Below are 26,570 nucleotides of genomic sequence, written 5' to 3' on the forward strand. Positions count from 1 at the left end.
GAACATTTTATGAAAAAAAGATTTTTGCTACCACTTTTATTAGCAGGGACACTGATTCAAGCGAGCGATTACAAATACGAAATCTCTCCAATGATAGGATACGATATCGCAGAAGGCAATCTTGGCATTAAAGATGACGGCTATTTTACAGGAGGCGTTGAAGTACAATTCAATACTTTAGAAAGTAAAATAAGCCCGGAATTTTCAGTATTTCATTCTCGCGGCGTAGATTATAAGTCAGGTGGAGATACACAAATTACCCGTGGTGCTTTTAATGGCGTGTATACTTTTGAAAAAACACATACCGTCATCCCTTTTGCAAAAATGGGTGTAGGCATTGAAAATATTTCTGATACAAACAGAAATAATGAAACCGGTATGTTTTTAGATGCAGGGGCAGGAGTGAAAATCCCTTTTACTCAAAACTGGGCGCTTAAATTAGAAGCTATTTATATGGCAAAAATTGCTTCAAACAATGCCGGAAATGCTGACAGCAACCTTGTAGGTCTTGTCGGTCTTACTTACTCTTTTGGTGCACAAAAAGCACAAACAATCCCTGAGGTTGTTACAATTGTCGAAGAAAAAGTTATCCGCATAGAAAAACCGGAAGTGGATAGTGACGGTGACGGCATTTATGATGCCCTCGACAAATGTCCAAATACTCCGCCAAACAGTACAGTTGATATAAACGGTTGCAAAATTTCTCTTGATGATGACCATGACGGAGTAGAAAATTCTTTAGACAAATGTCCAAACACTCCTACAGGAACTCCGGTAAATGTAGATGGATGCCCTCAAACGATTAACTTAGACATTCATTTTGAAAGCAATTCGTATGCAGTCAAGCAAACATCTCTTGCAAAAATAGATGCATTTGCAAACTTTTTGAAAAAATACAAAAACTACAGTGCTGAGATAGTCGGCTATACTGATAGCAGAGGAAGCGAAGCTTATAACAAAAAACTTTCTCAAAAAAGAGCCGATGAAGTAAAAAAACTTCTTGTACAAAAAGGAGTACCTGCTTCAAGACTGACAACGGTAGGAATGGGTGAGCTTAACCCTATTGCAAGTAATAAAACGGCTGAAGGTCGCGCACAAAACAGACGTATTGAAGCAAACTTAACACTCAACTAAATGTTCGATATTCCCTGTGTCATCTTTGCAGGCGGCAAAAGCAGTAGAATGGGAGAGGACAAATCGCTTCTCCCTTTTGCCGGTTTCAGTACCCTGACAGAGTACCAATACGTCAGACTGGGTAAAATTTTTACAAAGGTCTATATCTCCTGCAAAAACAAATCAGTTTTTTCTTTTGATGCGAACTTCATAGAAGATAAAAAAGTTTCTTCTGTTTTCGCTCCTACTCTTGGGTTTGTCACACTATTTGATACGCTCAGTGCAGAAAAAATATTTGTTCTGAGCGTTGACACCCCCTTTGTCTCCCAAAGAGAAATAGAAAAAATCATACTTGCCGACAACTCTGCTTCTGATGCGGTTATTGCCAAAACAGATGAGGGTGTACAGCCCTTATGCGGGATCTACTCCAAAAATTTACAAGCAAAATTTTTACAGATGCTTCATGAAAACAATCATAAACTTGGTTCTCTTTTAAAAAATTCCAAAACAAGCTATGTTTATTTTCCTGATTCAAAACCCTTTTTAAATATGAATCACCCTAAAGATTATCAAAAAGCTCTTGAAATTCTCACGCATTATTAACGGCACTTTGCTATAATAGTAAAAAATAATTTAACAGAGAGCAGTTTAGTAATGAATTTAACGCATCTTGATGAAAACCAAAGACCTAAAATGGTTGACGTAAGTGATAAGAACAATACAACAAGAGTAGCAATAGCAAGCGGTATCATAAGAATGAGTCAAGATGCCTACGATGCCATAGTCAGCGAAAAAACAAAAAAAGGTCCTGTATTGCAAACAGCCGTTATTGCAGCTATTATGGGGACGAAAAAAACCAGCGAACTCATTCCTATGTGTCATCCTTTAAATTTAAGCGGCATAAACTGTGAGGTAGAAGAACTGACACAGCTTCCTGGATTTAAGCTTACAGTTACTGCGAAACTCACAGGACAGACAGGTGTTGAGATGGAGGCATTAACAGGAGTCAGCATCGGGCTTTTGACAATTTATGACATGGTAAAGGCTATCGACAAAGGAATGGTGATACAGAATGTTCAACTTGAATCTAAATCAGGAGGAAAAAGTGGAGACTTTAAACGATAAACTCAAAGACAAACAATTGGAACTTGAATATCCTTGTAACTGGTGCTATAAAGTCATTGCAAGTGAGAAAGAGGCTCTGCAAAATGCCATAAAAGAGGTCATTGATGAACGCTCACACAAACTTACAGACTCAAACAAGTCTAAAACAGGCAAATATGTCAGCATGAACCTTGATTTACTTGTTCATAACGAAGATGACAGAAAATTTATATATGATGCTTTGAAAAATCATCAAGATATTAAAATGGTACTTTAGGAGTAACCCATGGATCAAAATCAAACCCTGCAAACAAAACTCAAAGAAGCATACAGTCATAAATTTAAAAGTATAGAAAAAAGAATCGGACATGCATTGTCCGATGCAAAAGTAGATCTGAAAAACATCTCACTGGATGAGATGAAAGCCTTAACAAATACTTTTGTTGAAGAAGAAACACATACTTTGAAAGAAGAGGTTGAAAAGCTTTTGGAACAAAAAGAAGCCATCGAAAGAGCTTTGCACAAAAAATCAGAAGAGCTGCAAATAGCAAAATATGAGGTTTTCAATGCTATTGAAGAGCAACTCAAAGATGACAAAGCTATTCACATGTTACATCAAATCAAACTGCAGTCCATTGATCTGTATGATATGCTCAGCGAAATGGTGGAATCAGCCATTATTACAGCACTGGAAAAAGATACAGACGGTGATGTAAACGAATCAATCAAAGAGGTTATAAAAGATATTACCTTTGAGTCTATAAAAGAAGGTTCTCTCAATACAATACGTGTGAGAAAAATCCTCTCCACAATTCTTGCAACGACTATAGAAGTTGCAGAAGCAACACCGACAAGAGCCCAAGAGATTCTCTCTGCCACACTCAAAGGTATGCGAAGCGGATTGATCAAATCTATTGACAGATTTAAACAAAGAGTTGCATTTATGCCTGTAGAAGCCAAACATATACTTATCGAAGACTATGATACTATCATAGAAGATTTGCATCAGACAGATACACTTTTTTCACAGATAATCATCACGCAGGCTTCCGAAAGTTCACAATACATTAAAAAAATCCTTCTCGAACTTAACAAAGAAATGCGTTATGATCTCGAAGAGCTTATTCTTATCTCCAAAGAAACAGCTGAAGTTATCAAAGAAAAGTTTTCTGCCTTTGCAAAAATTGCAGCCAAGAAAGCAGACAATGCCCTGCATTCGCCAAAGGCACAGGAAGCCAAAAAAATGGGCATACAGGCATGGGAAGTTGCCCGGGCAGCACTTGGCAGTGCAATAAAGTCAGCCAAAGATGCGATGGAAAAAAAAGATAGATAAATTTCATCTTAAGATAATTTATTATTATAATTAACTAAAAAATAAATTTGAATGTTTTAATATAATTTTCTAAACTCAAATACAAAGGATTTACTATGATGTTACACCCTGCAACCGTACACTTTGCGATGGCTTTACCTGTAGTTGCTTCAGTTTTTGGACTTGTTTATCTTTACAGCAAAAGTGAAATGATGTCGAAAACTTCTCTTATAATGACACTTGCGGCAGCACTTGCAATGACAGTAGCCTGGTATACAGGGAATCAGGCCGGACCGGAAATTTTTGATTATCTGAGCAAAGCCGGTAAAGAAGAACTCCTGGAACATAAAGAGCTTGGGCTGTATCTGGCAATAGCAACGGGTATTATCGCATTGGTGCAGATAGTCGGATATAAAATGAAAAATTTTGCTGTGCAGGCATTGGCCATTCTTCTTTTACTTGCAGCAACAGCAACAACACTTTTGCAAGGAAAACACGGTGGAGAAATAGTTTACAACTACGGTATGCCTTTTAAAGCCTATATGATAGAAGATTCTCTCCATGAAGCAACAGCTAATGCTGAAGCCACTGAGGACTGTGATGAAAAAGTGGAAGTCTATGAAGACGCAATAGATGAGATTAGTTCACTTTCAGAAGAAGTGGATGCTGTTTATGGCAATACACCAAAAACCCAAGAAGAAGATGATGACGAGTAGATAATGCAAAAGATTAATGAAGATGCAAAAAAAAAGATGCAAAAAGCATTTGAAACATACAAACAGGACAAGAACTCTGTAAAAGAGTTCTATCCTTGCACACAAAAACTTTCAAACTGGCTTAACGAAAAGGCCAAATGATGCAAATACTATGCACTGACCTGTTTGAAAAACAGCTACAGGATATTTTGCAAAAATTCGCAAAAGAAGATTTTATGGCAACAAAAAACTTTAAAATGTATTTGGATACTGTAATAATCAATATTCCGACAAAAGCACAAAAATACAAGCAGTCTGTCTATTTTAATGATGAAAACATAAAAGACCTTGAGCACCAGGGATTTATAATACCGTTTTTCATTGACAAAGCCTCTGAAACCTATCTTGTGCTGGGTATAGTTGAAAAATAATTTTTATTATCTAATAAGTTTATGTTATTCCAAAAATAACCTGTACAAATATTATTTTTAGTTATATATGGAGAGTGTTTCAATAAGTAACCAATTAGTGCATTTTAGGTGCTGATATCACATTTTTGTCTCATTTTTTTGTATAATACCTTTTGCTATGTATTTATAATTTAAGCATACAATGGCATAATACAAATCAGCAATTATTTGTATTGCCTGGAAATTAATGAGATATTAAAAGTATTAAACAGAATAACAACTTACCAAGGAGAACATTGTGGATATAAAAAAATCTCAACAAGATGTAGAGTCTGCTACTGACAACAGTAACGACTCAAGTCTTGGCAGAAGAGACTTTTTCAGAAAAACAGCTGCATTATCTGTAACTGCACTTGCTGGAACTTCTCTGCTGGCATCAGAAGAAGCAGGCGACCCCGCTATTTTAGAACCTACACCGTGGGGAACAAAATGGGGAGATCCTGTAACAAAGAATCTTTACGGAATGCCATCCAAGTATGAGCATAACGTAACAAGAAGATACACGAAGCTCCTTGCTTCGGGTAACTTCAGAGCATCTATTGCGGTTACGCCTTTACAAGAGTCAAGCGGAATCATCACACCAAACGGCCTCTTTTTCAGTCGTTGTCACGGTGGTGTGGCACATATTGACCCGAATGAGCACAGACTTATGATTACCGGTTTGGTTGAAAAACCTCTGGTTCTTACTATGAAGCAGCTGAAGCGCTACCCAAGTGTAACACGTACTCACTTTATTGAGTGTCCTGCAAACGGCGGTCAAGAATGGAGAGGTCCACAATACAACTCTTTACAGTTTGCAAAAGGCTTTATGTCCTGTGCAGAATGGACAGGTGTTTACATTAAAGACATCCTCAAAGACCTGGGTGTAAAAAAAGAGGCACTGTGGATGCTTGCAGAAGGCGGAGACTCCTCAAAAATGGGTCGAACTATTCCAATGGAAAAAGTCTGGGATGATGCCATGATTGTATGGGGCCAAAATGGTGAAGCACTGCGTCCTGAACAAGGATATCCGATTCGTTTACTTGTTCCGGGCTGGGAGGGTAACCTCTGTGTAAAATGGCTAAGACGTTTAGACTTCGCAAGTGAACCTTGGTACTGTAAAGAAGAAACATCTAAATACACAGTCTTGAAACCAACCGGAAAGGCCATCCAACACTTCTATGCAAATGAAGTAAACTCAACAGTAACTTCTCCGTCTCCGGAAATTGACTGGACAGACCTGGAAGATGGTGACATAGTAGAGATAGAAGGTCTTGCATGGTCTGGAATGGGAACAATTACAGGTGTGGATCTCTCTTTTGACGGTGGAAGAAATTATGTTGAAGCAAAACTCAAAGGTTTGGTTCTTCCTAAATGCTGGACACGCTGGAGCTATATGCATACATACAAAAAAGGACAGGAACTCTTCCTTACTTCTCGTGCCAGAGATGATGCAGGATACATCCAACCGACAGTTGACCAGGAAATTCTTACTGTAGGTGTAGAAGCTGTGTACCATAGAAATGCAGTGGAAACATGGAAAGTTGAAAAAGACGGAAAGATAACTCACGTTGAAGTACGTTCTCAATTAGGGCGTAAAGCAAATGGCGAGTTAGTAATAGAAGGAAAAGCGTAATGATGTTTACATTAAATAAAAAATTATTAATTTCAATTTCTACTGCAGCTGTATTGTCACTGGGACTTTCTGCATGTGTGGAAAATGCTTCACCTGCAGGTTCAAATGTGCCTACAAAAGCTTCTATTGACGGTGGAGTAGATTATCCTGTTGTAAACGGAAAAACAGGACCATACTATGTCAATACAAATGCGCATAATGCAGATGTAAAATATGGCCGTACTCCGACAAAAGCGGAATATGATGAGTGGAATTCTGATGTCATGGCTGACGGTACCGGTTTACCGGAAGGTCAGGGAAGTGTAGAAGAAGGCGAAAATATTTATGAAGCAAAATGTGTCATGTGTCATGGTGACTTTGGTTCAGGCGGCGGTGGCTATCCTGCTTTATCCAAAGGAAATGCCTATGAATTGCATAAAACATTAACAAATCAAAGAATCAAACCAGATACTGACGGTCCAGTACGTGTTTTTGGTACATACTGGCCACAGGCAAGTACTCTATGGTGGTACATCAAAGATGCGATGCCTCATCCGTTGACTGACAGTCTCAGTGATGATGAAGTATATGCTTTGGTTGCATATATATTAAATGCCAATGAAATGGAAATAGACGGTGTGGAAGTTGATGATGAGTATGTACTTAATCGTGAAAAATTCCTAAAAATAAAAATGCCAAACAGAGACGGATTTGAACCGGATATCGCTGGTCCGAATGGTCCTGAAAATGTACGTAAGTATTATGCAAATGCAAAAAACTTTGGCGGACAGAAATATGATGTCAAAAACCCTGCATCAAGATGTATGAAAAACTGCCAGGAACCGACTGCAAAAGTTGTTTATATAAAAGGTGCCGGAATCAGTGACTTTCATCCGCCTTTGTCTGCAGTAAGAGATCTTCCAAAAGAGAAAGAAGAGAGCAGTTTTGATGCGAAAAAAGCATATGCGGCAAACTGTGCAATGTGCCATGACACAGGTGCTGCTCCAGCACCTGGGGACAAGTCCGCATGGGCACCGTTGCTTGTAAAAGGAATGGATAAAGTATATGAAAATGGTTTAAAAGGGACTGATACAGGAATGCCTCCTAAAGGCGGTTCATCACTCTCTGACAAACAATTCAAATCAGTTGTTGACTATATTATCAACCAAAGTAAATAAACAAAAAGGATAAAATGATGGAAAGAAGAAAATTTTTAAGCATGACTTTAGGCGCACTGGCGTTAGCGGTTGTACCGGCAAGTGTAAGAGCAGAAGACTACAGAAAACTCAAACCGACTGTATGGACAGCAAAAACTGTTGATGATGCTATAAAAGCAATGTATGGTTCAAATGCATTAACAATGGAAGGCGTGAAACTTACTGCTCCTGATGTTGCAAGTAACGGTGGTGCAATTCCGGTTGATTTTTCAACTGACAAAGATGTAAAAACAATTTCTGTATTTCAAGATGCAAATCCGGAAGCAGCAGTACTTGTCGTAGAAACAAACAAGTACAGTGTAAACAAATATTCTATTAAAATCAAAATGGCTAAATCCGGTACGATAACAATCGTTGCTGAGGGTAAAGACGGCAAACTATACGCTGCTAAGAAAACTCTTGATGTTGCTCTTGGTGGATGTGAAGGATAATTCCTTCTCATTTTGATACAAAAAAAATAAAATAAATAAGGAAATACAATGGCTGGAATTAAAGTAAAAGCAAAATTAAAAGGCGGTGTTGTTAAAGTTAAAGCAATGGTTAAACATCAAATGATGACTTACAATATGGCAGAAAAGAAAACCGGTAGCAGAGATAACGCAAACTTTATTACTCATTTAACTGCTACAGTCAATGGTGAGACTGTTTTAGATATGTCTACTTCACAATTCTTATCTAAAAATCCTATTTTCAAATTTCAATTTAAAGGAATTGGTAAAAAAGGTGATAAGGTTGAAATGTTAGCAGTTGACCTTAAAGGTAAAACTTACAAAGGCAAAGGTAAAATTAAATAATTTTACCCTCTTTTTTAAGAGCCAATTACTACATTGGCTCTCATACTCTCAATTTTTTACAACAACTACAACAAATACAAATAATGAGCAAAAACAGATGAAGAAAAACCTGCAGGGTAAAGTTCTGAAATTATTCATCACAAAAAATGATACAGATAAAACAAGAATAAACACCTCTCATATAGATGCCGACGAACACGGAATTCTAAATGACAAATTTTACAATAAAAATGATCAAAGAGCTATTTTAATTACCTCTATCCAAAGCTACAATATGGCATATGATACAAACATAAACCTATCAGACGGAGCACTGGGCGAAAATATTTTAATTGATATCAACCCCTACCATTTAAATACAGGGGAGACCTTTACAATAGGTGATACAACATTGGAAATAACACAAAACTGCACTCTGTGCAAAGGCTTGTCCATCATAAACCCAAAGTTGCCTAAACTGCTAAAAAACGACAGAGGTATATTTGCAAAAATAATAAGTGGTCCTTGCGTAATTAAAGTCGGAGATACAGTAAGTATTTGACTCTATTAATATTATTTATATAACAATAATGATAAAGTTACACAGTATAAATTTAATCCGTATTATGCAATAGAAAACTCAAGGAGACTAAGTGAAAAAGATATACACTCTGATAATGGTTGTTTTAGCAACGCTGTCTATTAACGGCTGTAATGCTACATCTACCGTAACACCTTCCAAACCTGCCCAAACACAGGATGTGCAGGTTTTTACAACACACAATACAAACAAAAAGGTTACTCCCAAAACAATAGAAGCTGCTTTTGATGCCATTGGACTGAGTGTTCCCGGAAACAATGATATGAATAAGCCGTTTAAAACCAGATTTGGTAAAGTGCATTATAAAACTTACAACCTTGCTATGTATATAAACAGCGAACTTACATATAAGATTATCAAGAAGTATCCAAAATTTGGTGCATTGACACCTTTAACTATGTCTATCTGGGAAGACAGAGACGGCAATATGAATATAGCAACCTTGACGCTCAACGGAATGTCAAGAGCGACAGGTATCCCGAAAAATGATCCGGATCTAATAAAATATGCTGCTTTGATACAAACAGGACTGAAAAAAGCAATGCCAGACGGACATTTTAAAGACTTAAATTACACTGTAAAATTTCCAAAAAAATCATTTGCAATTGATATGGCCACAGAAGTAAAGACCGACCTGCCAATGGAAGACTATATAGAAGATTTTGAAGCAGAATTTGAAGGCGAATTAGAACCTTTGGGATTTTTGTTTCCAAACTATACTAATCTGCAAGAAGAAATATTTGATGATTACGATTTTCATGAATATGATTTTTTTCATACATATTCCATTTGCAAATTTGATGTAATATACCCTGTTTCAAAACTTCATCCCGAAGCAGGTGCCTGGGCACCGTGTTCTTTTTATCTTTACAAGAAAAAAAATGAATCAAAGATGTATATGGGATTTTTGGGTGTTGAAAACTGGATAAATACACTCGACATACAAGACGAAAAATCTATCCGTCCGTTAAAAGAGGCCCAGGGGATGATTGTCAAAATTTTAAAAGAAATGACAGAATAATTATTACAACTAAAGGTATTTTATGAATTTAAAAAGTTTTTTACTAGACTACGGAGAAAGAGTTCCGGGTTATGATGTAACCGTCATTAACGAGCGTGAGGCAAGAGCTGCTGCTGGCATACTTGGCTTGCTGGGAATGCTTGTAATTTTTATAGGAATAGGATTTGGACATGTCATCGTAGCAAGAGTCTACTTGACATTTTTGTTTATTGACTTTACAGCAAGGATGATTTCTCCCAAATACTCGCCCTCTTTACTGCTGGGAAAACTGGCTGTACAAAATCAAAAACCGGAATATGTAGGCGGACTCCAAAAACGCTTTGCCTGGACTCTTGGCTGGCTGATATCTTTGCCTATGATGCAATGGTTTGTTCTCAACTGGGATATTACTTTTTACAAAGTACTCATCTGTGTACTGTGCCTTGCATTAATGTTTCTCGAAAGTGCTTTTTCGATATGTGTAGGCTGTATGATTTACAAGTTTATAACAAGAAAAAGTCCAACACTCTGCCCGGGCGGAACCTGTGAAATGCGAATAAAAGAACCTATACAGAGATTTAATCCTATACAAAAAGCAGTAGCAGGTATAACAATCATTGCCCTTATCAGCGGTATTTATCTTGCTTTGGCAAAATTAGAACCAAAGACATTTTTCGGTGCGTTTCTTCATGAAGCCGTCTTAACAAAACAACAACTCCAAAAAGAAGAAGAATTAAAGTATCAAAAAGCAATGGAAAAAGAATTTGGAGATGATGATTTTTAAATATTATTTATAATATTTAATGACACCATCCATTTTTGAACCCATATTGAGCAGTATCATATCAGCTATAACCAAAGCGGCCATTGATTCACATACAACAGTACCGCGAATAGCAACACAAGGATCATGCCTGCCTTTGAGTGAAAAATCAACTTCTTCATTTGCTGTTGTAACAGTATGCTGCTCTTTGAAAATAGATGGCGTTGGTTTAAAATAGACATTAAGCACTATATCTTCCCCGTTACTGATACCACCGAGTATTCCACCCGAATGATTGGATTCAAATCCATTTGCACGTATCTGATCATTGTTTTGAGAACCGTGTACCTTGGCACTCAATACACCATCTCCAATCTCAACAGCTTTTACAGCATTAATACCCATCATAGCATCCGCTAAAACAGCGTCTAGTTTATAGTAAAGAGGCTGCCCCAAACCTACGGGTGTGCCTTTGATGACTACACGCGAAACACCGCCGACAGAATCATGCTCCTCTTTTGCTTTAAGTATTGCTGCTTTTTGTGCTTCTTCTTTATTGGCATCAAGTGCATAAATTACACTTTTCTTCGCACCTTCATAATTAAAATCTTCTGCCTGTATGCCTGCAACTTCACTGATACCGCTAAGCACTGTAATACCAAGCTCTTGAAGCATTAGTTTTGCAATAGCCCCTGCTGCTACTCTTGCAGCAGTCTCTCTCGCAGAGCTGCGCCCCCCGCCTCTGTAGTCTCGTATACCATATTTGTGAAAATAGGTAAAATCTGCATGCCCGGGACGAAACACATCTTTTATATTTGTATAGTCTTTGGATTTTTGGTTTGTATTGTATATAACCATTGCAATTGGAGTACCTGTACTTTTTCCCTCAAACACACCGCTTAAGATTTCAACCTTGTCTGCTTCTTTTCTGGCAGTTTCAAATTTACTCTTTCCGGGTTTTCTTCTGTCAAGTTCACTTTGAATATATTCTTCATCAATATTCAAGCCCGCCGGAACACCATCCAAAAGGCAGCCTAATGCTTTTCCGTGAGACTCTCCAAATGTTGAAAATCGTAATTTCATTCCAAAACTGTTCACTTTTTTTCCTTATTTAACATATCTACAGCAACTCTCGCTGCCTCTTGTTGTGCAATTTTTTTACTCTTTCCCTTTGCTCTGGCATACTCTTTGTCTTCTATAAATACACCCACTTCAAATTCTTTTTGATGATCAGGACCACGTGATGCCAAAACTTTATACTCCGGCGTTATCCCGAAGCGGGCCTGTGTCAATTCCTGAAGTGTTGTTTTAAAATCACGGAACAAAGAATCCAAAGAGATCTCATCATGATTTTTTTCTATTAAATCAATGGCTATTCTTCGTACTTCTGCCAAACCGGCTTCCAAATATATTGCACCCATTATAGCTTCAAAAGCATTTGAAAGCAGAGAAGATTTTTCGCGTCCGCCATTATTGTCTTCAGCATTTGAAAGCAGTATATAATCACCCAGATTCAAAGCCCGTGCCAGTTTGTCAAAACCTGTTTCATTGACCAGTGATGCTCGGATTTTGGAGAGTTTTCCTTCATCAGATGTCCGAAACTTTTTAAAAAGATACTCTCCGACCACAAGGTCCAATACGGCATCACCCAAAAATTCCAATCGCTCATTATCGTAGGGCTGCTTATAGCTTTTATGTGTCAGCGCTTCGATAATGAGCTTTTTGTCACGAAACTCATATCCTAATTTTTCTTCCAATGTCTTTATATTTTTATGCATAAATACCTTCTCCTCATTGTGTTAAAGCCTCTTTGGCTTTTTGCGCCGCTTCTTTTGCCAATACATCGCATCGCTCATTTTCTTCATGACCGTCATGTCCCCGTACCCATATGGCATGAATCTTATGCGGTTTTGCCACTTCTATGTATTCTTTCCATAAATCAGGGTTCTTTACTTTTTTAAAATCTCTTTTAATCCAGTTTTGCAACCACTCATTGATTCCTTTCACCACATAAGAGGAGTCAGAAATTATATCGACCTCACAAGGCTCCTTTAGAGCACGAAGCCCTTCTATTGCACCTTTGAGTTCCATTCTGTTATTTGTAGTATGGAGTTCCGAGCCCCAAAGCTCTTTTTCACTTTTACCATATCGCAAAATAACACCATAACCTCCAGGACCTGGATTTCCCAAGGCACTGCCGTCACTGAAAAGAGTTATTTTCTTCACTGAATTCCTTAGCGTAATCTTTACTTAAACTGTACTCCACTCTTGCTGTATCTATCGCATGACATGAACTGCAACGGCTGAAAGCAAAAGGATATGTCCCTTTACAGTTATCACACACATATTCAAAACTGAGTGTTGCATTTGATTTTCCCTCAAGTTTTATCAACACATCAAGCTCAAATATACTGCTGTTGTATGCAAGTTTCACATCACCTCTTGCAGTATAAAGTTCCCGCAGATAGCCATTGTCTGTAATTATATCCAAATTCAAATCTTTTGAATCACATCGCCAGAAGAGTTCTGTCAAAAGTTCACTTTTAGAGATGTCAATATTTTTCCAGGCAAGTTGCGGATCTACCTGAAAAATATAATCAAATATCAAATAAGCCAGACGATGAGCATTTTTATATATCTCCAACAACTTCTGGACTTTTTCTTCTTTTGTCATATTCGGCGAATCAAGAGCTTCCAAAACATGCAGGTATGCACGTTCAAGAATAACATCTTCTTGAAGTTCATCCAACGGCTCTAAAACTTCCAAAGCGGATTTATAATCTTTCATGTACTCATACACAAGAAGCAAATAATGCAAAGCTTCCGGTGTACGGGGATTCTTTTTCAGAATTTCTAAAAAAACCTGCTTGGAACGTTCTAAAAATCCTGCTTTAAAATATGTTTTTCCAAGTAAGAACATTGTTTCTCTCGTATTTCTTTTATTTCCGAGTTTTAATATTTCATTATATATCTCTATACTTTTTTCATAATCGCCGTTTTTATAGTATGCACTCGCAAGAAGCAGCCATGATTTTTCTGACAGCCCTCCTTCAGCTATTAAAATTTTCAATTCGTTATGTGATGGTAAGGTACGAAACTGTTCCAAAAATTTACTTATTTGTTTAGAGTCCTCTTTTCTTTTATATCTCCCCCACCAATAAGAAAAAAAAGTAATTATAAATATAATGGTAAAGAAAATAATAATGGAAAATAGAGGGTCTCGAAACTCTATAAAAAAAGTATTCATGAATTATATACCACCAATCCGTAATCATTTTTCAAATTATAAAATATTGCATCCGAAGATATTTCCAAATCTTTGATTTTCCCTAACTGTACAATGGAATTTTTGTTCACTTTAATTCCATATTCTCTAAAAAATCTTTTTACATTTACAAATTTTACATCTTCGACAAACTTATACTCAAACTCTGTATGAAGTGCCATTTTATCACTTACGAACAAGTGTTCATTTACATGTAACTGATCTGATGCATATTTAATTGGCAAATATCCCGAAAGATCTGTTAGAATATTTTCAACATGTTCATGTTTTTTTGGAAGTGTCTGTTTTTGAATAAAAATATATTTATTATTCAATTTTAACGTTGGAGTGTTTTTCCAATATTTATAGGCAGGATTAGAAATTCCCAGTTTTACATAAACCTCTTTCCAAAGCCAAAAAGAGTTTAATGTATTTGGAATATATGACAAAATTAAACTCCTTGTGAACTAGTATAAATATTATATAATATTTATTTAAATAAGTATATTAAGAAGCTTCATTGCCAAAGCTGCAACAGCTGCTAAAGAGCAGCTGTTACAAACTTAGTCACCACAAAACCGCCTATAACCAGCCATACAAACATCGCACCGGCAGTATACAGCGGTGCCAAACCAAGCCCTTTGAATTTGGAAAAGATTGTTCCCATACCCAGTGCTGTCATTGCCATCGTTAAAAGAAAAGTATCAATTGTATTGATAGTATCAACAATAGTATGCGGTACCAAATCCAAAGAGTTAAATCCGGCCATACCTATAAAATATACTGCAAACCAAGGGATAACAAGCTGTAATTTACCGCCAGATTTTCCCTCTTTTTTTGCCTGCATAGACAAATAAATTCCCAAAACAATAAGCATTGGTGCAATCATAATAACACGAGTCATTTTAACAATCACTGCAGAGTTTGCCATAATTTCAGGTGCACCTGGAATAGAAGCAGGCACGGCTACAACCTGTGCCACTTCATGAATAGTTCCGCCCGTATAGATACCAAACTGTTCCGGAGTCATATGCAAAAATCCTGTTGCCGGCTCAATAATTGATGCATACAAAACAGGATACAAAAACATAGAAATTGTACCAAAGAGCACAACCATTGAAACCGCTACTGCAGTTTTATACCCTTCTGCTTTTAAAACAGGTTCTGTTGCAAGAACTGCTGCAGCACCACAGACAGAGGCACCTGCTGCTGTAAGCATTGATGTGTCTTTATCCATCTTAAACGCTTTTATACCTAAATATGTTCCCAGTAAAAAAGTCGTGGAAAGCATAATCAGTGAAACGGTAAAACCACTGAGCCCCACATCCATAATCTGCTGAAATGTTATACGAAAACCATAAAATACGATTGCAAAACGAAGAATCTTTTTGCCTGAAAACGTAATACCGGTTCCCCAGGCACTCGGAATATGGTTATGTAAAGTATTTGCATAAAAAATACCTAATACTATACCGATAACAAGAGGAGAGATGCCAAGTGATTTGACAAATGCAATTTGCGCTATTGATGTTGCAGCAGCTGCAAAAATTGCAACAAAGATGATACCTGAAACAGTACCTTTTCTATTTTCTTTTGAGAATGCCATAGTTATTACCTTTTATTATAAATTTATAAATAGAGGCGAATTATAGCAAATTTTATGCTGAGGAGAAAACAAATTATTTATTTGCGAAGAATTTGATAGAAATCACACCATGGTGTGATTTCTTATTATTAAATTTATTTTGAGTCTAAAAGGACATTCTCTTTAGGAAAGACGAAAATTGTATGTCTCATTACAGAAATAAGTTTGCTAGGCTTTCCGTCTTTATCCAAAGCATATGCATGAATAGTAATAGGAATAATAGTATCCTTGCGTTTGTCATCAACCAACATCTCTGTTGTTCTAAGTGTTACAATTTTTTTCTTTTTAACACCAGGTACCACTCTGAAAGGTTTTGACGGTTTTACTATTTGAATTTTCCCTTCCATTCCTTTTGGAGGAATAACTTCAAAGAAAAATTTCATTGGTTCATTCTCAGTATTTTGCAATAAAAAGACATAAGAGTTTTCAACTGCAAATTTATTATTTGCAAGATGTTTGACAGAATAAAGTCTTGTCTCTTTATTGATATTTAACAGCATATGCTCTTTTGTCGTACTCATATATCCAAGTGCAAACATAAGACCCACAAGTAAAACCATATATGCTATGATTTTTGGACGGAAATATTTTGTTTTTCCCTTTTTCTCAGCAATCTCATACTCACTTGACCATGTCACGAGTGATGGTTTTCCAAGTTTACCCATAACTGTTGTACAGGCATCAACACATTCCAGACAGTTTATACATTCAAGTTGCAGTCCCTCACGTATATCAATATGAGTAGGACAGACTGTTACACATTTTTCACATGTCGTACATTCGGCATTTGGTTCTGCTGCTTGCAACTCTTTTTGTTTTTCAAATTTTTTATGGTGATGCTCGTCATAGATATGTCCGCCTCTGTTAAAGTCATAGATCGCCATAACTGTGTGTTCATCATAGAGTACTGACTGTACACGGGAATATGGACAGACATAAATACAAAAATTTTCTTTTAAAAATACAATGTCATAAATCAAAAATGCTGCAATCCCTACAACAAAACCAATCATCGTCAAATGCTCTCCAGGATTACTTAAATACTGAAAAAAGGTCTCCGGTGGAACGAAATACCACATAAAATCGGCTCCTGCAATCAATGCAAGCACAGTCCATATCATAACAGCTATCGCTTTTTTTACTTTGTTTTCAGGTTTTGACATATCCGGTTCTTGCTGCTTGTTTCCGATACGCTTTCGTAAATGCAATAATTTTGTTTCAATCAAGTCACGATAAATGACACGAAACACAGTTTGCGGACATACCCATCCACAAAAAACACGACCGCCTAAAACTGTCATACCAAATATAGTAATAAAAAGAAGCATCAATAAAAATGGCATCAAATACAACTCTTGCATATCAAACTGCACAAAAGCAAGGTCCAGTTTCATTTTGTCAAAACTCAATAAAAAGAAGTGGTGTCCATTGACTTTAATCCATGGCAACACCAAAGCTACTATTGTCGCCAACGCATAAACATAATAGCGTTTAATTCTCCAAGGGGTAGGTATCTCTATACTTTTTTTCTTTTCACTCATCTATTTCTCCTATTAAATTAATCTGGACATACTATTGTATTAATAACCTGAGCTTCGGCATCTTCTTGAGTATGCGTCAGCAACGAACCCGAAGCTATCTGTTTTAACTCTCTTGATTCAATGTAATCTTTTAGTGAACTTCTACTGACATTTAAAAGACGTGCCATTTCACTTACACTTTTTTTCTCTCTTATATACTCTATAATCTCATTTAAATAAATATCAAACTTAGAACTGGATCTGCTTCCTTTTGGTCTCCCTATCATTCTTTTAGCATCATTTTTCAATTTTTGCCGGAGTTGATCCATAAGCCCTAAAATCAACATTGCACTGCTCTCTTGTGAAATTATAACAGAGTGTTTTATAATATGCACTTTATATTTATTTTTCAACAAACAACTTACCATTTGAATTAAATCTTCCATATTTGTAGTTAAAACCCAAACATCATATATAAGCAGTATAGCTTCTTCTTTAGATTGAAAATAAGATGTTACATTTATGCGATCTTCCAAACGTTTATTTTGCGATATGTAATCTACAAATTCATCATCAACAACAAGATTATTAGTCGTTGTGTAAGAATTTATATATTTCAACTGTTCATGTGCGGATAAAAAATTTTTATCCGGACGGATATAGGCAATAGTCATTTAACGATTAAACCTCTCTAATAATTGATTTTCATCGTCATTATACACTTATTTGACGATAAAAGTCAATATTTTTTTTTATTATTTCGTCATTTTAGCATTTCTCGAACTTAAAAAGTGAAATTTAGACTGATAATACAGCAAATTTTATATCCAATAATGTTAAAATAATAAAATATTTAAATAAAAAGATTTTATATATGACAACAAAACAATACATCTTGGAAACTATCAAAAAACGCCCGCTTATCATCGATGGGGCAATGGGTACACAACTGCAGCAACGTGATGATCAAATTCCAAAAGAGGCATGGGAAGGGAATGAGGGATGCAATGAACTCTTAAATGTTACAGCTCCTGAAATTATGAATGATATTTTTCATGCCTATCTGACTGCCGGGGCTGATTTCATCACAACCAATACCTTTGGTTCTTTTTCCTGGGTTTTGGATGAATACAACATCGGCCACCGTGCATATGAACTGACACGTGCCGGAGCCGAACTTGTCAAAAAACAGTGTGAAGCTTTTTCAACACCGGAGCATCCCCGTTTTTGTCTTGGTTCTATCGGACCGGGAACAAAACTTCCTTCTCTCGGACATATCACGTATGATGAAATGTATGCGGGCTATACTGAATTTTGTCTCGCCCTTATCGACGGAGGAGTTGATGTATTTCTCATTGAAACGGCACAGGACCCGCTGCAGATAAAGGCTGCTTTGCATGCCATTCAGGAAGCATGCAGACAAAAAGAGGTCGAAATCCCCATCATGGTTTCTGTGACAATTGAGCTCAGCGGAACAATGCTTATAGGAACAGATGCCGAAACCATTGCCACCATTATGGAGCCTTTTGATATTCTCTCTCTTGGTTTCAACTGCGGAACAGGACCTGAGCAGGTACTCAAACATGTCAAAACACTCAGTGAACTCTGGGGCAAACCAATCAGTGTGCATGCCAATGCCGGTCTGCCGCAAAACCGTGGAGGCTATACTTATTATCCGATGGGACCTGATGAATTTGTAGCACAACAGGAGAAGTTTTTAGAGTATGACGGCGTAAGCTTTTTAGGCGGCTGCTGCGGAACGACACCGCAACATATCCGTGCGCTTGTCAACAAGGTCTCGAGTGTTGTTCCAAAACCGCCATCAGGTTCACAGCAAAACTCTATCGCGTCACTCTTTAATACCGTACCGCTTATGCAAGAACCCGCACCGCTGCTTGTCGGAGAGCGTTCCAATGCAACCGGTTCAAAAGCATTCCGCGAACTGCTTTTGGCAGAAGATTATGAAGGAACGCTTTCCGTTGCACAACAGCAGGTCCGTGCAGGCGCACATGTTCTTGATGTCAATGTCGGATTTGCGGGACGTGATGAAACAAAAGATATGACAGAAGTCATGGCAATGTATGCCCAAAAAATTGCCCTGCCGCTTATGCCCGATTCCACCCAGACAAAGGGGCTTGAGACTGCCCTCAAACATATCGGAGGCAAGCCGATTCTCAACTCTGTGAACCTCGAAGACGGTGAACCAAAATTTGATGCGGTCTGCCAATTGGCAAAAAAATTTGGGGCGAGCCTTGTCTGTCTGACGATTGATGAAAAAGGGATGGCAAAAACCGTTGAAGACAAAATCAGAGTAGCAGAGCGCATTATCGACCTCGCAACAAACCGTCACGGCATCAAAAAAGAGGACCTTGTGTTTGATGTTTTAACCTTTACATTAGGCTCAGGAGACGAAGAGTATTTTGATGCTGGCATCAACACTATAGAAGCCATTCGCCAACTTCGTCAAAAACACCCGGAAGTCGGTGCAATTTTAGGGCTTTCAAATATCTCTTTCGGACTCGACAAAGATGCGCGGCCTTACCTTAATTCTATGTTTCTGCATCACTGTGTAGAGGCGGGACTTACCTCGGTTATCATCAATGTCAAGCATATTATTCCTCTGAATAAGATTCCCAAAGAAGATCAGGAAATTTGTGATGATTTGATTTTCAACCGCAAACCAAACGGCGAAGCGCTCTTTACTTTTATAGAACATTTCTCCTCCAAAGAAGCAGTTGACAATGATGCGGTAGATGAAGCCTATCTCAAAATGAGCGATGAAGAGAAGATAGCCAAACTGCTGATGGACGGGGACAAAGACAGAATGATTCCCCTTGTGGAAGAAGTCCGTCACAAAATTGCCCCTGAAAAAATAGTCAATGAGATTCTCATAGATGCCATGAAAGTTGTCGGCGAACTTTTCGGTTCCGGACAGATGCAGCTCCCTTTTGTATTACAGTCAGCAGAAACAATGAAAAAGGCCGTTGACCATCTCAAACCCTATCTGCCAAAAATTGAAAAAGAGACTGATACCACACTGATACTGGGAACCGTCAAAGGAGATGTTCATGATGTCGGCAAAAACCTTGTCGATATCATTCTCTCCAACAACGGCTACAAGGTCATCAATCTTGGTATAAAAGTAGAACTTGACAACTTTCTTGAAACATTGGAAAAATCAAACGCACAGGCTCTTGGTATGAGCGGTCTTTTGGTAAAATCAACACAGGTGATGCTTGAAAACTTAAATATTTTACAGGAAAAAGGTATTAAAATTCCGATTCTTTTGGGTGGCGCAGCTCTTACACGTGCCTTTATAGATGATTTTTGCCGACCTGCGTATGACGGTCCTATCTTTTACTGCAAAGATGCTTTTGACGGTGTCACTGCCATGAGCCGTATAGAAGCCGGTAATTTTGATACCAATCTGCATCCTGATGCACCTGAAATAGAGCGTAAAGAAGTCAAAGAGGTTATTATCCCGCCGTTGTCTGAAATAAAAATGCCTTCACGGGATGTGCCCGTACCGACACCGCCGTTTTGGGGCAGACGCGAAATTAAACTTACCTCGCAGCAAATTGAAATGGCTTTTGAATGGATAAACCATAAAATACTTTTCAAATCCCGCTGGGGCTACTCTTCAAAAGGCATGAGCAAAGAAGCCTATCAAAAACAGCTTGACGAAGTCGTTTGGCCTGCCTATGAAAAACTCAAAAAGCGTTTTATTGAAGAAAAACTTTTTGAGCCGACCATACTCTACGGCTACTGGCCATGCAGAAGTGATGATACCTCCCTTTTGATTTTTGATGAAAGCGAGGGCTGGTTCAAAGAAGAAGATATCAACCGCGAACCGCTTGAACACATCATAGGACGTGCCGAAGAAGTTTTTACCTTTCCTCGTCAGCGAAAAAAGCCCCACCGCGCACTCAGTGACTTCTTTCATAATGACAGACATGATGTCATCGCACTTACCTGTGTGAGTGCCGGCAGTAAAATCAGTGATGCGGAGCGCGAAATATATGACAGAGGCGATTATACGGAGTATTACCAGTTTCACGGACTAGGGGTTGAACTTGCTGAAGCCCTTGCCGAAATTGCCCATAAACAAATACGCCTTGATCTCAACATTGCAAAAGATGAAGGAAACACTCTCGCCGATGTACGCATGAACAGATATCAGGGAAGCCGCTACTCTTTTGGCTATGCGGCCTGCCCTGACTTGGAGCTCAACCGTCCTTTGTTTAATCTTTTAAAACCGGAAGAGTTTGGAATTGAACTGAGTGAAACATTTCAAATACACCCCGAGCAGTCAACTTCGGCACTTGTTGTATACCATCCTGAAGCTACATATTACAATGTGTAGCCGACAGGTGTTTTTATAAATCAGGGACCTATTTCTTCTTTCTTCTGCTCTTTATCTGCAAATACTTTTGAAGCATTGTCCCAGTTAATATGTGCCCAAAAAGCATCCAGATATTTTGCTCTTTCATTTTTGTAATCAAGATAATAGGCATGTTCCCAGACATCACATGTAAACAGAGGCGTTTCATGATGTAAAAATCATCTCAACTATTCCACTGCTTAACAAACTACTGCAACCAAAAAACTAAAATTATTTTAAATAGACCCCTATCATTTTATTCTTTGCCATAAAATTTGTTCCGTAACCCAGCAGCTCCCAAAAATAATACTTTAGCGGTCATATTTTGTTAAATGATTAAACTTAATCACCTGGTTTAACACCTTTATATAATCCTCTCCCATTTCAGAATACTTATCCAGACCCTGTGTTATTTTATAAGGATCATCATACTCTAAACGCAGTTGACGAAGCCTGTGATATGCCTTTCCTGTTGCAATCATCTCAAAATAGGCACGTATAGCGTCTTCCAGTGTATCAAATTTTCTTAGCCATATCGTCTGTGTACCACCTCTTTTTCTACCTGCGGCAATACGTTTTTCATTTAAATGGGAACTCCACATTCCAAAAACATTGTTTGCCTCTTTAAAAAATCTCGAAGTAGCCCATGAACTCTCCATAGCAGCCTGAGCCAATACAATGCTTACAGGATGCGGTTTCAAACGTGCCAACAAATCCTCATCACTTGTCGCCTTATATTTTTTTTTCAAGAACTCAATCTCTTCTCTGTTTTCTTTATTCGCGATATCTTTTGCAATTCTTTTATATCTTTGCATCAGTTCATTATGTACTTTACGAATAACAGGAACCAGCAACATCAAAAATCTCTTTTTTTTCTCTTTTACAGACAGCTGATGTGTAGCTGCTCTCTTCTTGCTCTTTTTAATAATGAGACGCTCATCACTCAAAACAAGCAGAGATGGGCTTATACACAACATAAAAACAAATTTTATCACTTCTCTTTTTTTCCGAAATATTCATAGTCCATATATTTTATCCGATTTTTAATTTCAAAATACCTGGCAAAAAATTTTATTATGGCATATACACTGGCAATTGCTATAATCAGTACTGTAATATTAGCCGATACCCCCATAATAACTGCCAACTGATAAAAGAAACAGCTTGCAAAGAAAAATGCAGTTATCTGCAAAAATAAAAAAAAGATCGGTAATATTTTTGATTTTTTTCTTCTGTCATGCATATTTCTTTTCTCCTCTTCATTTTAAGCGCACTATATACAATACCAATCCCAACCATTGTAACTGAATGAAAGTAAAAGATATATAAATATCTTTTACTAACCTACCTTCTTCTGTATGAAAGAGCCTCAAGCATATGTTCTTTTTTAATCAGAACCGATTGAGACAAATCTGCTATTGTCCGAGCAACTTTTTGAATTTTTTTTATACTTCGAAATGACAAAGCAAACCTTTCTATGGCAGTCTGAAGTATTGTATTGGATGTATTATCCATCTTGCAAAATCTCTCCATATCTTTATCTGACAGATGTGCATTAAATACTTTTTGTCCACGTTTTTGGCAAAATATATGTGCTTCAATAACCGTTTTGTGCATTTCTTTTGATGAAAAACTTGGACAATCATTGACATTTACATTTTGCATCACCACATTTAAATCTATTCTGTCTAAAAATGGTTCAGAGAGACGGTTTTTGTATTTTTGTATTTCCAGATCACTGCACCTGCACTCTTTGTGTGAATCTAATAAATTTCCGCACGGGCAAGGATTCATAGCACCTACAAACAAAAACTTAGCCGGATATTCTACCTTTGAATTGACTCTTGAAATTCTTATTTTTGCATCCTGCATTGGTTCTCTGAGTGATTCCAAAACAGCTTTTGAAAAATGCGGTAATTCATCAAAAAACAGTATACCGTTGTTTGCAAGCCCTACCTCTCCTATTTTTGCCTTATGACTGCCACCGCCAAAAATACTTGCCGGTGTAGAACTGTGATGTGGATTTTTCAGTGTTCTATGAGGTTTGAATTCCGGTTCATATCCCTCTAAAACTTCAAGCTTGGCAACATCCAGGATTTCACTCTCTGTCATGGGCGGAAGAATATAACGGAGTCTGTTTGCAATCATACTCTTCCCGCACCCGGGACTGCCTTCAAAAATAATATTATGAAACCCTGCCGCGGCTATTAAAGCCGCTCTTTTGGCAATTTCTTGTCCTTTGACATCGATAAAATCTTCTGTATACTCTTTTGTATAATAATACCTTTGTCCCTCTAACTGATAATACGGATAGCCAATTTCACTTTGTTCTATATTTGGCGTTGCAGTCTCCTGATTTTTCAAAAGACTGACAGCCTCATTGACACTTTTAACTCCGTAAAATGAAACATTTGGAATTTTTGACAGCTTTTGCAGTGATTCGTACGGCACAACAGCTTGCGATATAAGCCCCTGATTTGCCAAAGAAAGAATTAAAGGATAGAGCTGAATATTTTCTTTTACACTTCCGTCCAGCCCCAGTTCACCAAAGACAAACCAGCCGTTCAAGTCTGCATCACTCTCATTCAAAAGTATGAGCAAAGCCATACTCAAATCGAACTGTGAACCCGATTTTGCAAGTTCAGACGGAGCCAGAAGAAAAGTAATTCTCTTGGGAGGAAAAGAAAAATCATTGCTCAGGAGTGCAGATTTTACCCGCTCTTTTGATTCTGTAATAGCAGTCGATGCCATTCCTACTATAGAAAAGGACGGCAGCCCTTTCGTCAAAGTTGATTCCACATCAACGACTTTGGCATCTATTCCCTCATATGTTGCACAGCGAACTTTTTTCATTGAATCAACCTTCCTCTAGTTGCTTCTATCTTAGCTGAATGCTTTACATGTAAGGCATAATATGACAAATTGTCATTTTATTTGTTGTTTTTTTTCTCTTTTTGCATTTTTTTATACTCTTTTTCAAACTTCTTTCGTCTTGCATAGGAGAGTTTGTCTATAAATAAAATACCTTCAAGGTGATCCATCTCATGCTGAATAGCTATAGCCAAAAGCCCATCTGCTTCGAGTGTTTTTGTGTTCCCGTATCTGTCTTGATAATTTATAATAATATTTTCATATCGTTTAATATCTTCATAAAACTGGGGAACACTCAAGCAACCCTCTTGATAGGTTGTTTCTCCGCTTTTATGCGTCATAACCGGATTGATAATTTCAAGCAGGTTTTCAGGAGGCTGCTCTCCATCTTCATCAGGAATATTTAAAATAAGAGCCCGAATCGGATGTCCAACCTGAATCGCTGCAAGGCCTATACCGTTTGTGCTTATCATCAAAGGGTTCATGGCATCGAGCAATTCATGCAAAGAATCATCAAACTCTTTGACTTCGCAAGATTTTTCTCTTAGTTTTTTATCCGGATATTCTACTATAGTTAACTTCATCTCTTAAAAAATTTTCCTGCTTTTTATGATCTCAATGAGACAGCATAATCACTGTTTTTATCTTCATACGCTTTTTGGATACCGTCCATTGCACTGACTACAATCTCTTCAACAGAATTTTCAGGATTTACATCTGTCACACCGATAGAAATTTTTAGATGAATTTCTCTGTCTGCCAAAAAGAAATTAGAGTTTGAAACCAAATCACTTAGTCGCTCACTTGCCTTTTGGGCACTCTCTATATCTGTATGCTTCAGCAGCATTGCAAAGACGCCATTCCCGTAATGTGCCACAATGTCGCTTCGTCTTGAAGTTTTTAAAAGCAGTCTTGCAATTGTTCTGGTCATCAGTAAAACCGCCTTATCATTGTTGACGCTTTTCTTGAGCTCACGAGAAAGTTCTATCATAATAAGAGAACTTTTATGATTAAACTCTTTAATAAGCCCAATTTCCTGCTCAATTTTTGTAAGCAGATAACGTTTGTTATAGACTCCGAATTGATTGTCAAATATTGTCTCATTCTCAACATTTTTAACAATTTTAGCTGTATCATCATAGATTGTTTTCATTTGAGAGCTTTGTGTTTTCAAAATAGAATTCAGTTTGGAAACATCCCCCTCTAAAATACCAATTATATTCACAGCCTCTTTTTCACTAGGTACATTACTGAGCTCTTTTTTTCTTTTTTCTAAAATTTTTATCATTAAAGACATATTTTTGTACAGGTTGGCTGTTACCGTAAGAATATGCTTGATGGAACTAAATCCCTGTTTAAGATTTTGTTCCAAAACAATAGTATTTTCATCATCATTGTTCTCTTCAAGTTCCAAAATAGAGTGTATCTGCTTCCGAAGATTTTCGCTTTTATCTTCCAAAAGTCTGTCAAAATAGAGTGAAAAGTTATTGGGAGTAGGCGGTAAATTGTCTGCAATAAGTGCATTTAAAACCTCTTTTGCATAAATTTCAATATCACTCGAAGAACTCTCTAGATCCAGTTTTTTTATGACAGTTGTCTTTGCATTAGAGTTTTTCTGTACTTTTGATTTTAATCCACCTGCCATATTTTCTCCCTACTCTTTGTCGTTCTTAACTAACACTTCATCAATCATGCCATAATCTTTTGCTTCTGCAGCACTCATAAAGTTGTCACGATCTGTATCTTTTTCAACTGTTTCAATGCTTTGCCCGGTATTTTCTGCCAATATTGCATTGAGTTCTTTTTTCATGCGAAGAATCTCTTCTGCCTGAATTGCGATATCAGTTGCCTGACCCTGTGCACCGCCTAAAGGCTGATGTATCATTATTCTCGCATGAGGCAATGCATAGCGTTTGCCTTTTTCACCGCTTGAAAGCAAAAATGCACCCATAGATGCAGCCTGACCGATACAAATCGTAGCAACATGAGGACGAATATAGTTCATCGTATCAAAAATAGCCATTCCCGCAGTTACAACTCCGCCGGGAGAGTTAATATAAAAATAGATATCTTTTTCGGGATCTTCTGCTTCAAGAAACAAAAACTGTGCAACTATAGTAGATGCCACAGCATCATTTACCTCTCCGCTGAGCATCACAATTCTGTCTTTTAAAAGACGGGAAAAAATATCATAAGAACGCTCACCGCGTCCTGTTTTTTCCACTACATAAGGAATATAGCTCATG

Annotated in this window: 31 protein-coding genes; 16 read left to right on the forward strand and 15 right to left on the reverse strand. The window is 37.4% G+C overall.

Annotation, left to right across the window (positions count from 1 at the left end):
• Positions 1-9 precede the first annotated feature (9 nt).
• The 15 genes from MLC52_RS11825 to MLC52_RS11895 all read left to right on the forward strand — a co-directional run bounded on the left by MLC52_RS11825 (position 10) and on the right by MLC52_RS11895 (position 10,663).
• Positions 10-1,134, forward strand: coding sequence for an OmpA family protein (locus tag MLC52_RS11825; RefSeq protein ID WP_434580610.1), 1,125 nt, complete (start codon positions 10-12; stop codon positions 1,132-1,134).
• Positions 1,135-1,716, forward strand: coding sequence for a molybdenum cofactor guanylyltransferase MobA (gene mobA, locus MLC52_RS11830; RefSeq protein WP_434580611.1), 582 nt, complete (start codon positions 1,135-1,137; stop codon positions 1,714-1,716).
• A 51-nt stretch (positions 1,717-1,767) separates the two neighbouring features.
• Positions 1,768-2,238 (forward strand): cyclic pyranopterin monophosphate synthase MoaC, encoded by a 471-nt coding sequence (moaC, locus tag MLC52_RS11835; RefSeq protein WP_346389818.1) that lies wholly within the window; start codon positions 1,768-1,770, stop codon positions 2,236-2,238.
• On the forward strand, positions 2,219-2,494 hold the full coding sequence (locus MLC52_RS11840; RefSeq protein ID WP_151899307.1) for an HP0495 family protein: 276 nt from the start codon (positions 2,219-2,221) through the stop codon (positions 2,492-2,494). The genes moaC and MLC52_RS11840 overlap by 20 nt, the downstream gene beginning before the upstream one ends.
• A 9-nt stretch (positions 2,495-2,503) precedes the next feature.
• Complete coding sequence (locus MLC52_RS11845; RefSeq protein WP_434580614.1) at positions 2,504-3,550, forward strand: DUF6781 family protein; 1,047 nt, start codon at positions 2,504-2,506, stop codon at positions 3,548-3,550.
• Between the two features lie 95 nt (positions 3,551-3,645).
• A complete protein-coding gene (locus MLC52_RS11850) occupies positions 3,646-4,245 on the forward strand; it encodes a DUF2231 domain-containing protein (protein ID WP_434580616.1) in 600 nt (199 codons plus the stop codon).
• Between the two features lie 3 nt (positions 4,246-4,248).
• Positions 4,249-4,386 carry a hypothetical protein gene (locus MLC52_RS11855; protein WP_434580618.1) on the forward strand — a complete coding sequence of 46 codons (138 nt, stop codon included), beginning with the start codon at positions 4,249-4,251 and terminating at the stop codon, positions 4,384-4,386.
• Positions 4,386-4,655 (forward strand): hypothetical protein, encoded by a 270-nt coding sequence (locus MLC52_RS11860; RefSeq protein WP_151899304.1) that lies wholly within the window; start codon positions 4,386-4,388, stop codon positions 4,653-4,655. Before MLC52_RS11855 ends, MLC52_RS11860 begins: the two co-directional genes overlap by 1 nt.
• Positions 4,656-4,932: 277 nt before the next feature.
• Positions 4,933-6,309: a sulfite dehydrogenase gene (gene soxC, locus MLC52_RS11865; protein ID WP_346389820.1), complete on the forward strand. Its 1,377-nt coding sequence runs from the start codon at positions 4,933-4,935 to the stop codon at positions 6,307-6,309.
• Positions 6,309-7,466, forward strand: coding sequence for a c-type cytochrome (locus MLC52_RS11870; RefSeq protein WP_230973281.1), 1,158 nt, complete (start codon positions 6,309-6,311; stop codon positions 7,464-7,466). Before soxC ends, MLC52_RS11870 begins: the two co-directional genes overlap by 1 nt.
• A 17-nt stretch (positions 7,467-7,483) precedes the next feature.
• Positions 7,484-7,936, forward strand: a complete 453-nt coding sequence (locus tag MLC52_RS11875; RefSeq protein WP_188110005.1) for a thiosulfate oxidation carrier protein SoxY — start codon at positions 7,484-7,486, stop codon at positions 7,934-7,936.
• Between the two features lie 48 nt (positions 7,937-7,984).
• Positions 7,985-8,299, forward strand: a complete 315-nt coding sequence (gene soxZ / locus MLC52_RS11880) for a thiosulfate oxidation carrier complex protein SoxZ (protein WP_151899302.1) — start codon at positions 7,985-7,987, stop codon at positions 8,297-8,299.
• 97 nt (positions 8,300-8,396) lie between these two features.
• The gene (locus MLC52_RS11885; RefSeq protein WP_151899301.1) at positions 8,397-8,840 is read left to right on the forward strand and encodes an MOSC domain-containing protein; all 444 of its coding nucleotides are present in this window, start codon (positions 8,397-8,399) and stop codon (positions 8,838-8,840) included.
• A gap of 91 nt (positions 8,841-8,931) precedes the next feature.
• Positions 8,932-9,900: a hypothetical protein gene (locus MLC52_RS11890; RefSeq protein ID WP_434580622.1), complete on the forward strand. Its 969-nt coding sequence runs from the start codon at positions 8,932-8,934 to the stop codon at positions 9,898-9,900.
• A gap of 22 nt (positions 9,901-9,922) precedes the next feature.
• Positions 9,923-10,663, forward strand: coding sequence for a DUF4395 domain-containing protein (locus MLC52_RS11895; protein WP_193150735.1), 741 nt, complete (start codon positions 9,923-9,925; stop codon positions 10,661-10,663).
• Positions 10,664-10,666: 3 nt separating this feature from the next.
• Here the strand turns inward: MLC52_RS11895 and aroC are convergent, their stop codons facing one another.
• The 8 genes from aroC to MLC52_RS11935 form a co-directional block, all read right to left on the reverse strand.
• Positions 10,667-11,740, reverse strand: a complete 1,074-nt coding sequence (gene aroC, locus MLC52_RS11900) for a chorismate synthase (RefSeq protein ID WP_346389822.1) — start codon at positions 11,738-11,740, stop codon at positions 10,667-10,669.
• Complete coding sequence (rnc, locus tag MLC52_RS11905) at positions 11,737-12,420, reverse strand: ribonuclease III (protein WP_151899297.1); 684 nt, start codon at positions 12,418-12,420, stop codon at positions 11,737-11,739. Before rnc ends, aroC begins: the two co-directional genes overlap by 4 nt.
• 13 nt (positions 12,421-12,433) lie before the next feature.
• Positions 12,434-12,868: a ribonuclease HI gene (rnhA, locus tag MLC52_RS11910; RefSeq protein ID WP_151899296.1), complete on the reverse strand. Its 435-nt coding sequence runs from the start codon at positions 12,866-12,868 to the stop codon at positions 12,434-12,436.
• A complete protein-coding gene (locus tag MLC52_RS11915; RefSeq protein WP_434580624.1) occupies positions 12,843-13,748 on the reverse strand; it encodes a tetratricopeptide repeat protein in 906 nt (301 codons plus the stop codon). The genes rnhA and MLC52_RS11915 overlap by 26 nt, the downstream gene beginning before the upstream one ends.
• A 137-nt stretch (positions 13,749-13,885) precedes the next feature.
• Complete coding sequence (locus tag MLC52_RS11920) at positions 13,886-14,356, reverse strand: hypothetical protein (protein ID WP_151899294.1); 471 nt, start codon at positions 14,354-14,356, stop codon at positions 13,886-13,888.
• A 92-nt stretch (positions 14,357-14,448) separates the two neighbouring features.
• Positions 14,449-15,513, reverse strand: coding sequence for a YeiH family protein (locus MLC52_RS11925; RefSeq protein ID WP_434580626.1), 1,065 nt, complete (start codon positions 15,511-15,513; stop codon positions 14,449-14,451).
• Positions 15,514-15,647: 134 nt separating this feature from the next.
• Positions 15,648-17,093, reverse strand: a complete 1,446-nt coding sequence (ccoG, locus tag MLC52_RS11930) for a cytochrome c oxidase accessory protein CcoG (protein WP_151899292.1) — start codon at positions 17,091-17,093, stop codon at positions 15,648-15,650.
• 17 nt (positions 17,094-17,110) lie between these two features.
• On the reverse strand, positions 17,111-17,746 hold the full coding sequence (locus MLC52_RS11935; RefSeq protein ID WP_151899291.1) for a recombinase family protein: 636 nt from the start codon (positions 17,744-17,746) through the stop codon (positions 17,111-17,113).
• Positions 17,747-17,946: 200 nt separating this feature from the next.
• Between MLC52_RS11935 and metH the strand changes: the two genes are divergently transcribed.
• The gene (gene metH, locus MLC52_RS11940; protein ID WP_434580629.1) at positions 17,947-21,435 is read left to right on the forward strand and encodes a methionine synthase; all 3,489 of its coding nucleotides are present in this window, start codon (positions 17,947-17,949) and stop codon (positions 21,433-21,435) included.
• A gap of 20 nt (positions 21,436-21,455) precedes the next feature.
• Here the strand turns inward: metH and MLC52_RS11945 are convergent, their stop codons facing one another.
• The 7 genes from MLC52_RS11945 to clpP all read right to left on the reverse strand — a co-directional run bounded on the left by MLC52_RS11945 (position 21,456) and on the right by clpP (position 26,569).
• Positions 21,456-21,611 (reverse strand): Fe-Mn family superoxide dismutase, encoded by a 156-nt coding sequence (locus MLC52_RS11945; RefSeq protein ID WP_434581635.1) that lies wholly within the window; start codon positions 21,609-21,611, stop codon positions 21,456-21,458.
• A gap of 153 nt (positions 21,612-21,764) precedes the next feature.
• On the reverse strand, positions 21,765-22,430 hold the full coding sequence (locus MLC52_RS11950; RefSeq protein ID WP_434580631.1) for a glucosaminidase domain-containing protein: 666 nt from the start codon (positions 22,428-22,430) through the stop codon (positions 21,765-21,767).
• Positions 22,431-22,444: 14 nt separating this feature from the next.
• The gene (locus MLC52_RS11955) at positions 22,445-22,696 is read right to left on the reverse strand and encodes a hypothetical protein (protein WP_151899288.1); all 252 of its coding nucleotides are present in this window, start codon (positions 22,694-22,696) and stop codon (positions 22,445-22,447) included.
• Between the two features lie 101 nt (positions 22,697-22,797).
• Positions 22,798-24,306: a YifB family Mg chelatase-like AAA ATPase gene (locus MLC52_RS11960; RefSeq protein ID WP_434580633.1), complete on the reverse strand. Its 1,509-nt coding sequence runs from the start codon at positions 24,304-24,306 to the stop codon at positions 22,798-22,800.
• 77 nt (positions 24,307-24,383) lie between these two features.
• Positions 24,384-24,908 (reverse strand): peptide deformylase, encoded by a 525-nt coding sequence (def, locus tag MLC52_RS11965; protein WP_346389824.1) that lies wholly within the window; start codon positions 24,906-24,908, stop codon positions 24,384-24,386.
• A gap of 23 nt (positions 24,909-24,931) precedes the next feature.
• Positions 24,932-25,969 (reverse strand): GGDEF domain-containing protein, encoded by a 1,038-nt coding sequence (locus MLC52_RS11970; protein ID WP_151899285.1) that lies wholly within the window; start codon positions 25,967-25,969, stop codon positions 24,932-24,934.
• Between the two features lie 9 nt (positions 25,970-25,978).
• On the reverse strand, positions 25,979-26,569 hold the full coding sequence (gene clpP / locus MLC52_RS11975; RefSeq protein ID WP_151899284.1) for an ATP-dependent Clp endopeptidase proteolytic subunit ClpP: 591 nt from the start codon (positions 26,567-26,569) through the stop codon (positions 25,979-25,981).
• Between the last annotated feature and the right edge of the window lies 1 nt (position 26,570).

Source organism: Sulfurimonas sp. NW15 (assembly GCF_051132285.1).
GTDB classification, from domain to species: Bacteria; Campylobacterota; Campylobacteria; order Campylobacterales; family Sulfurimonadaceae; genus Sulfurimonas; species Sulfurimonas hydrogeniphila.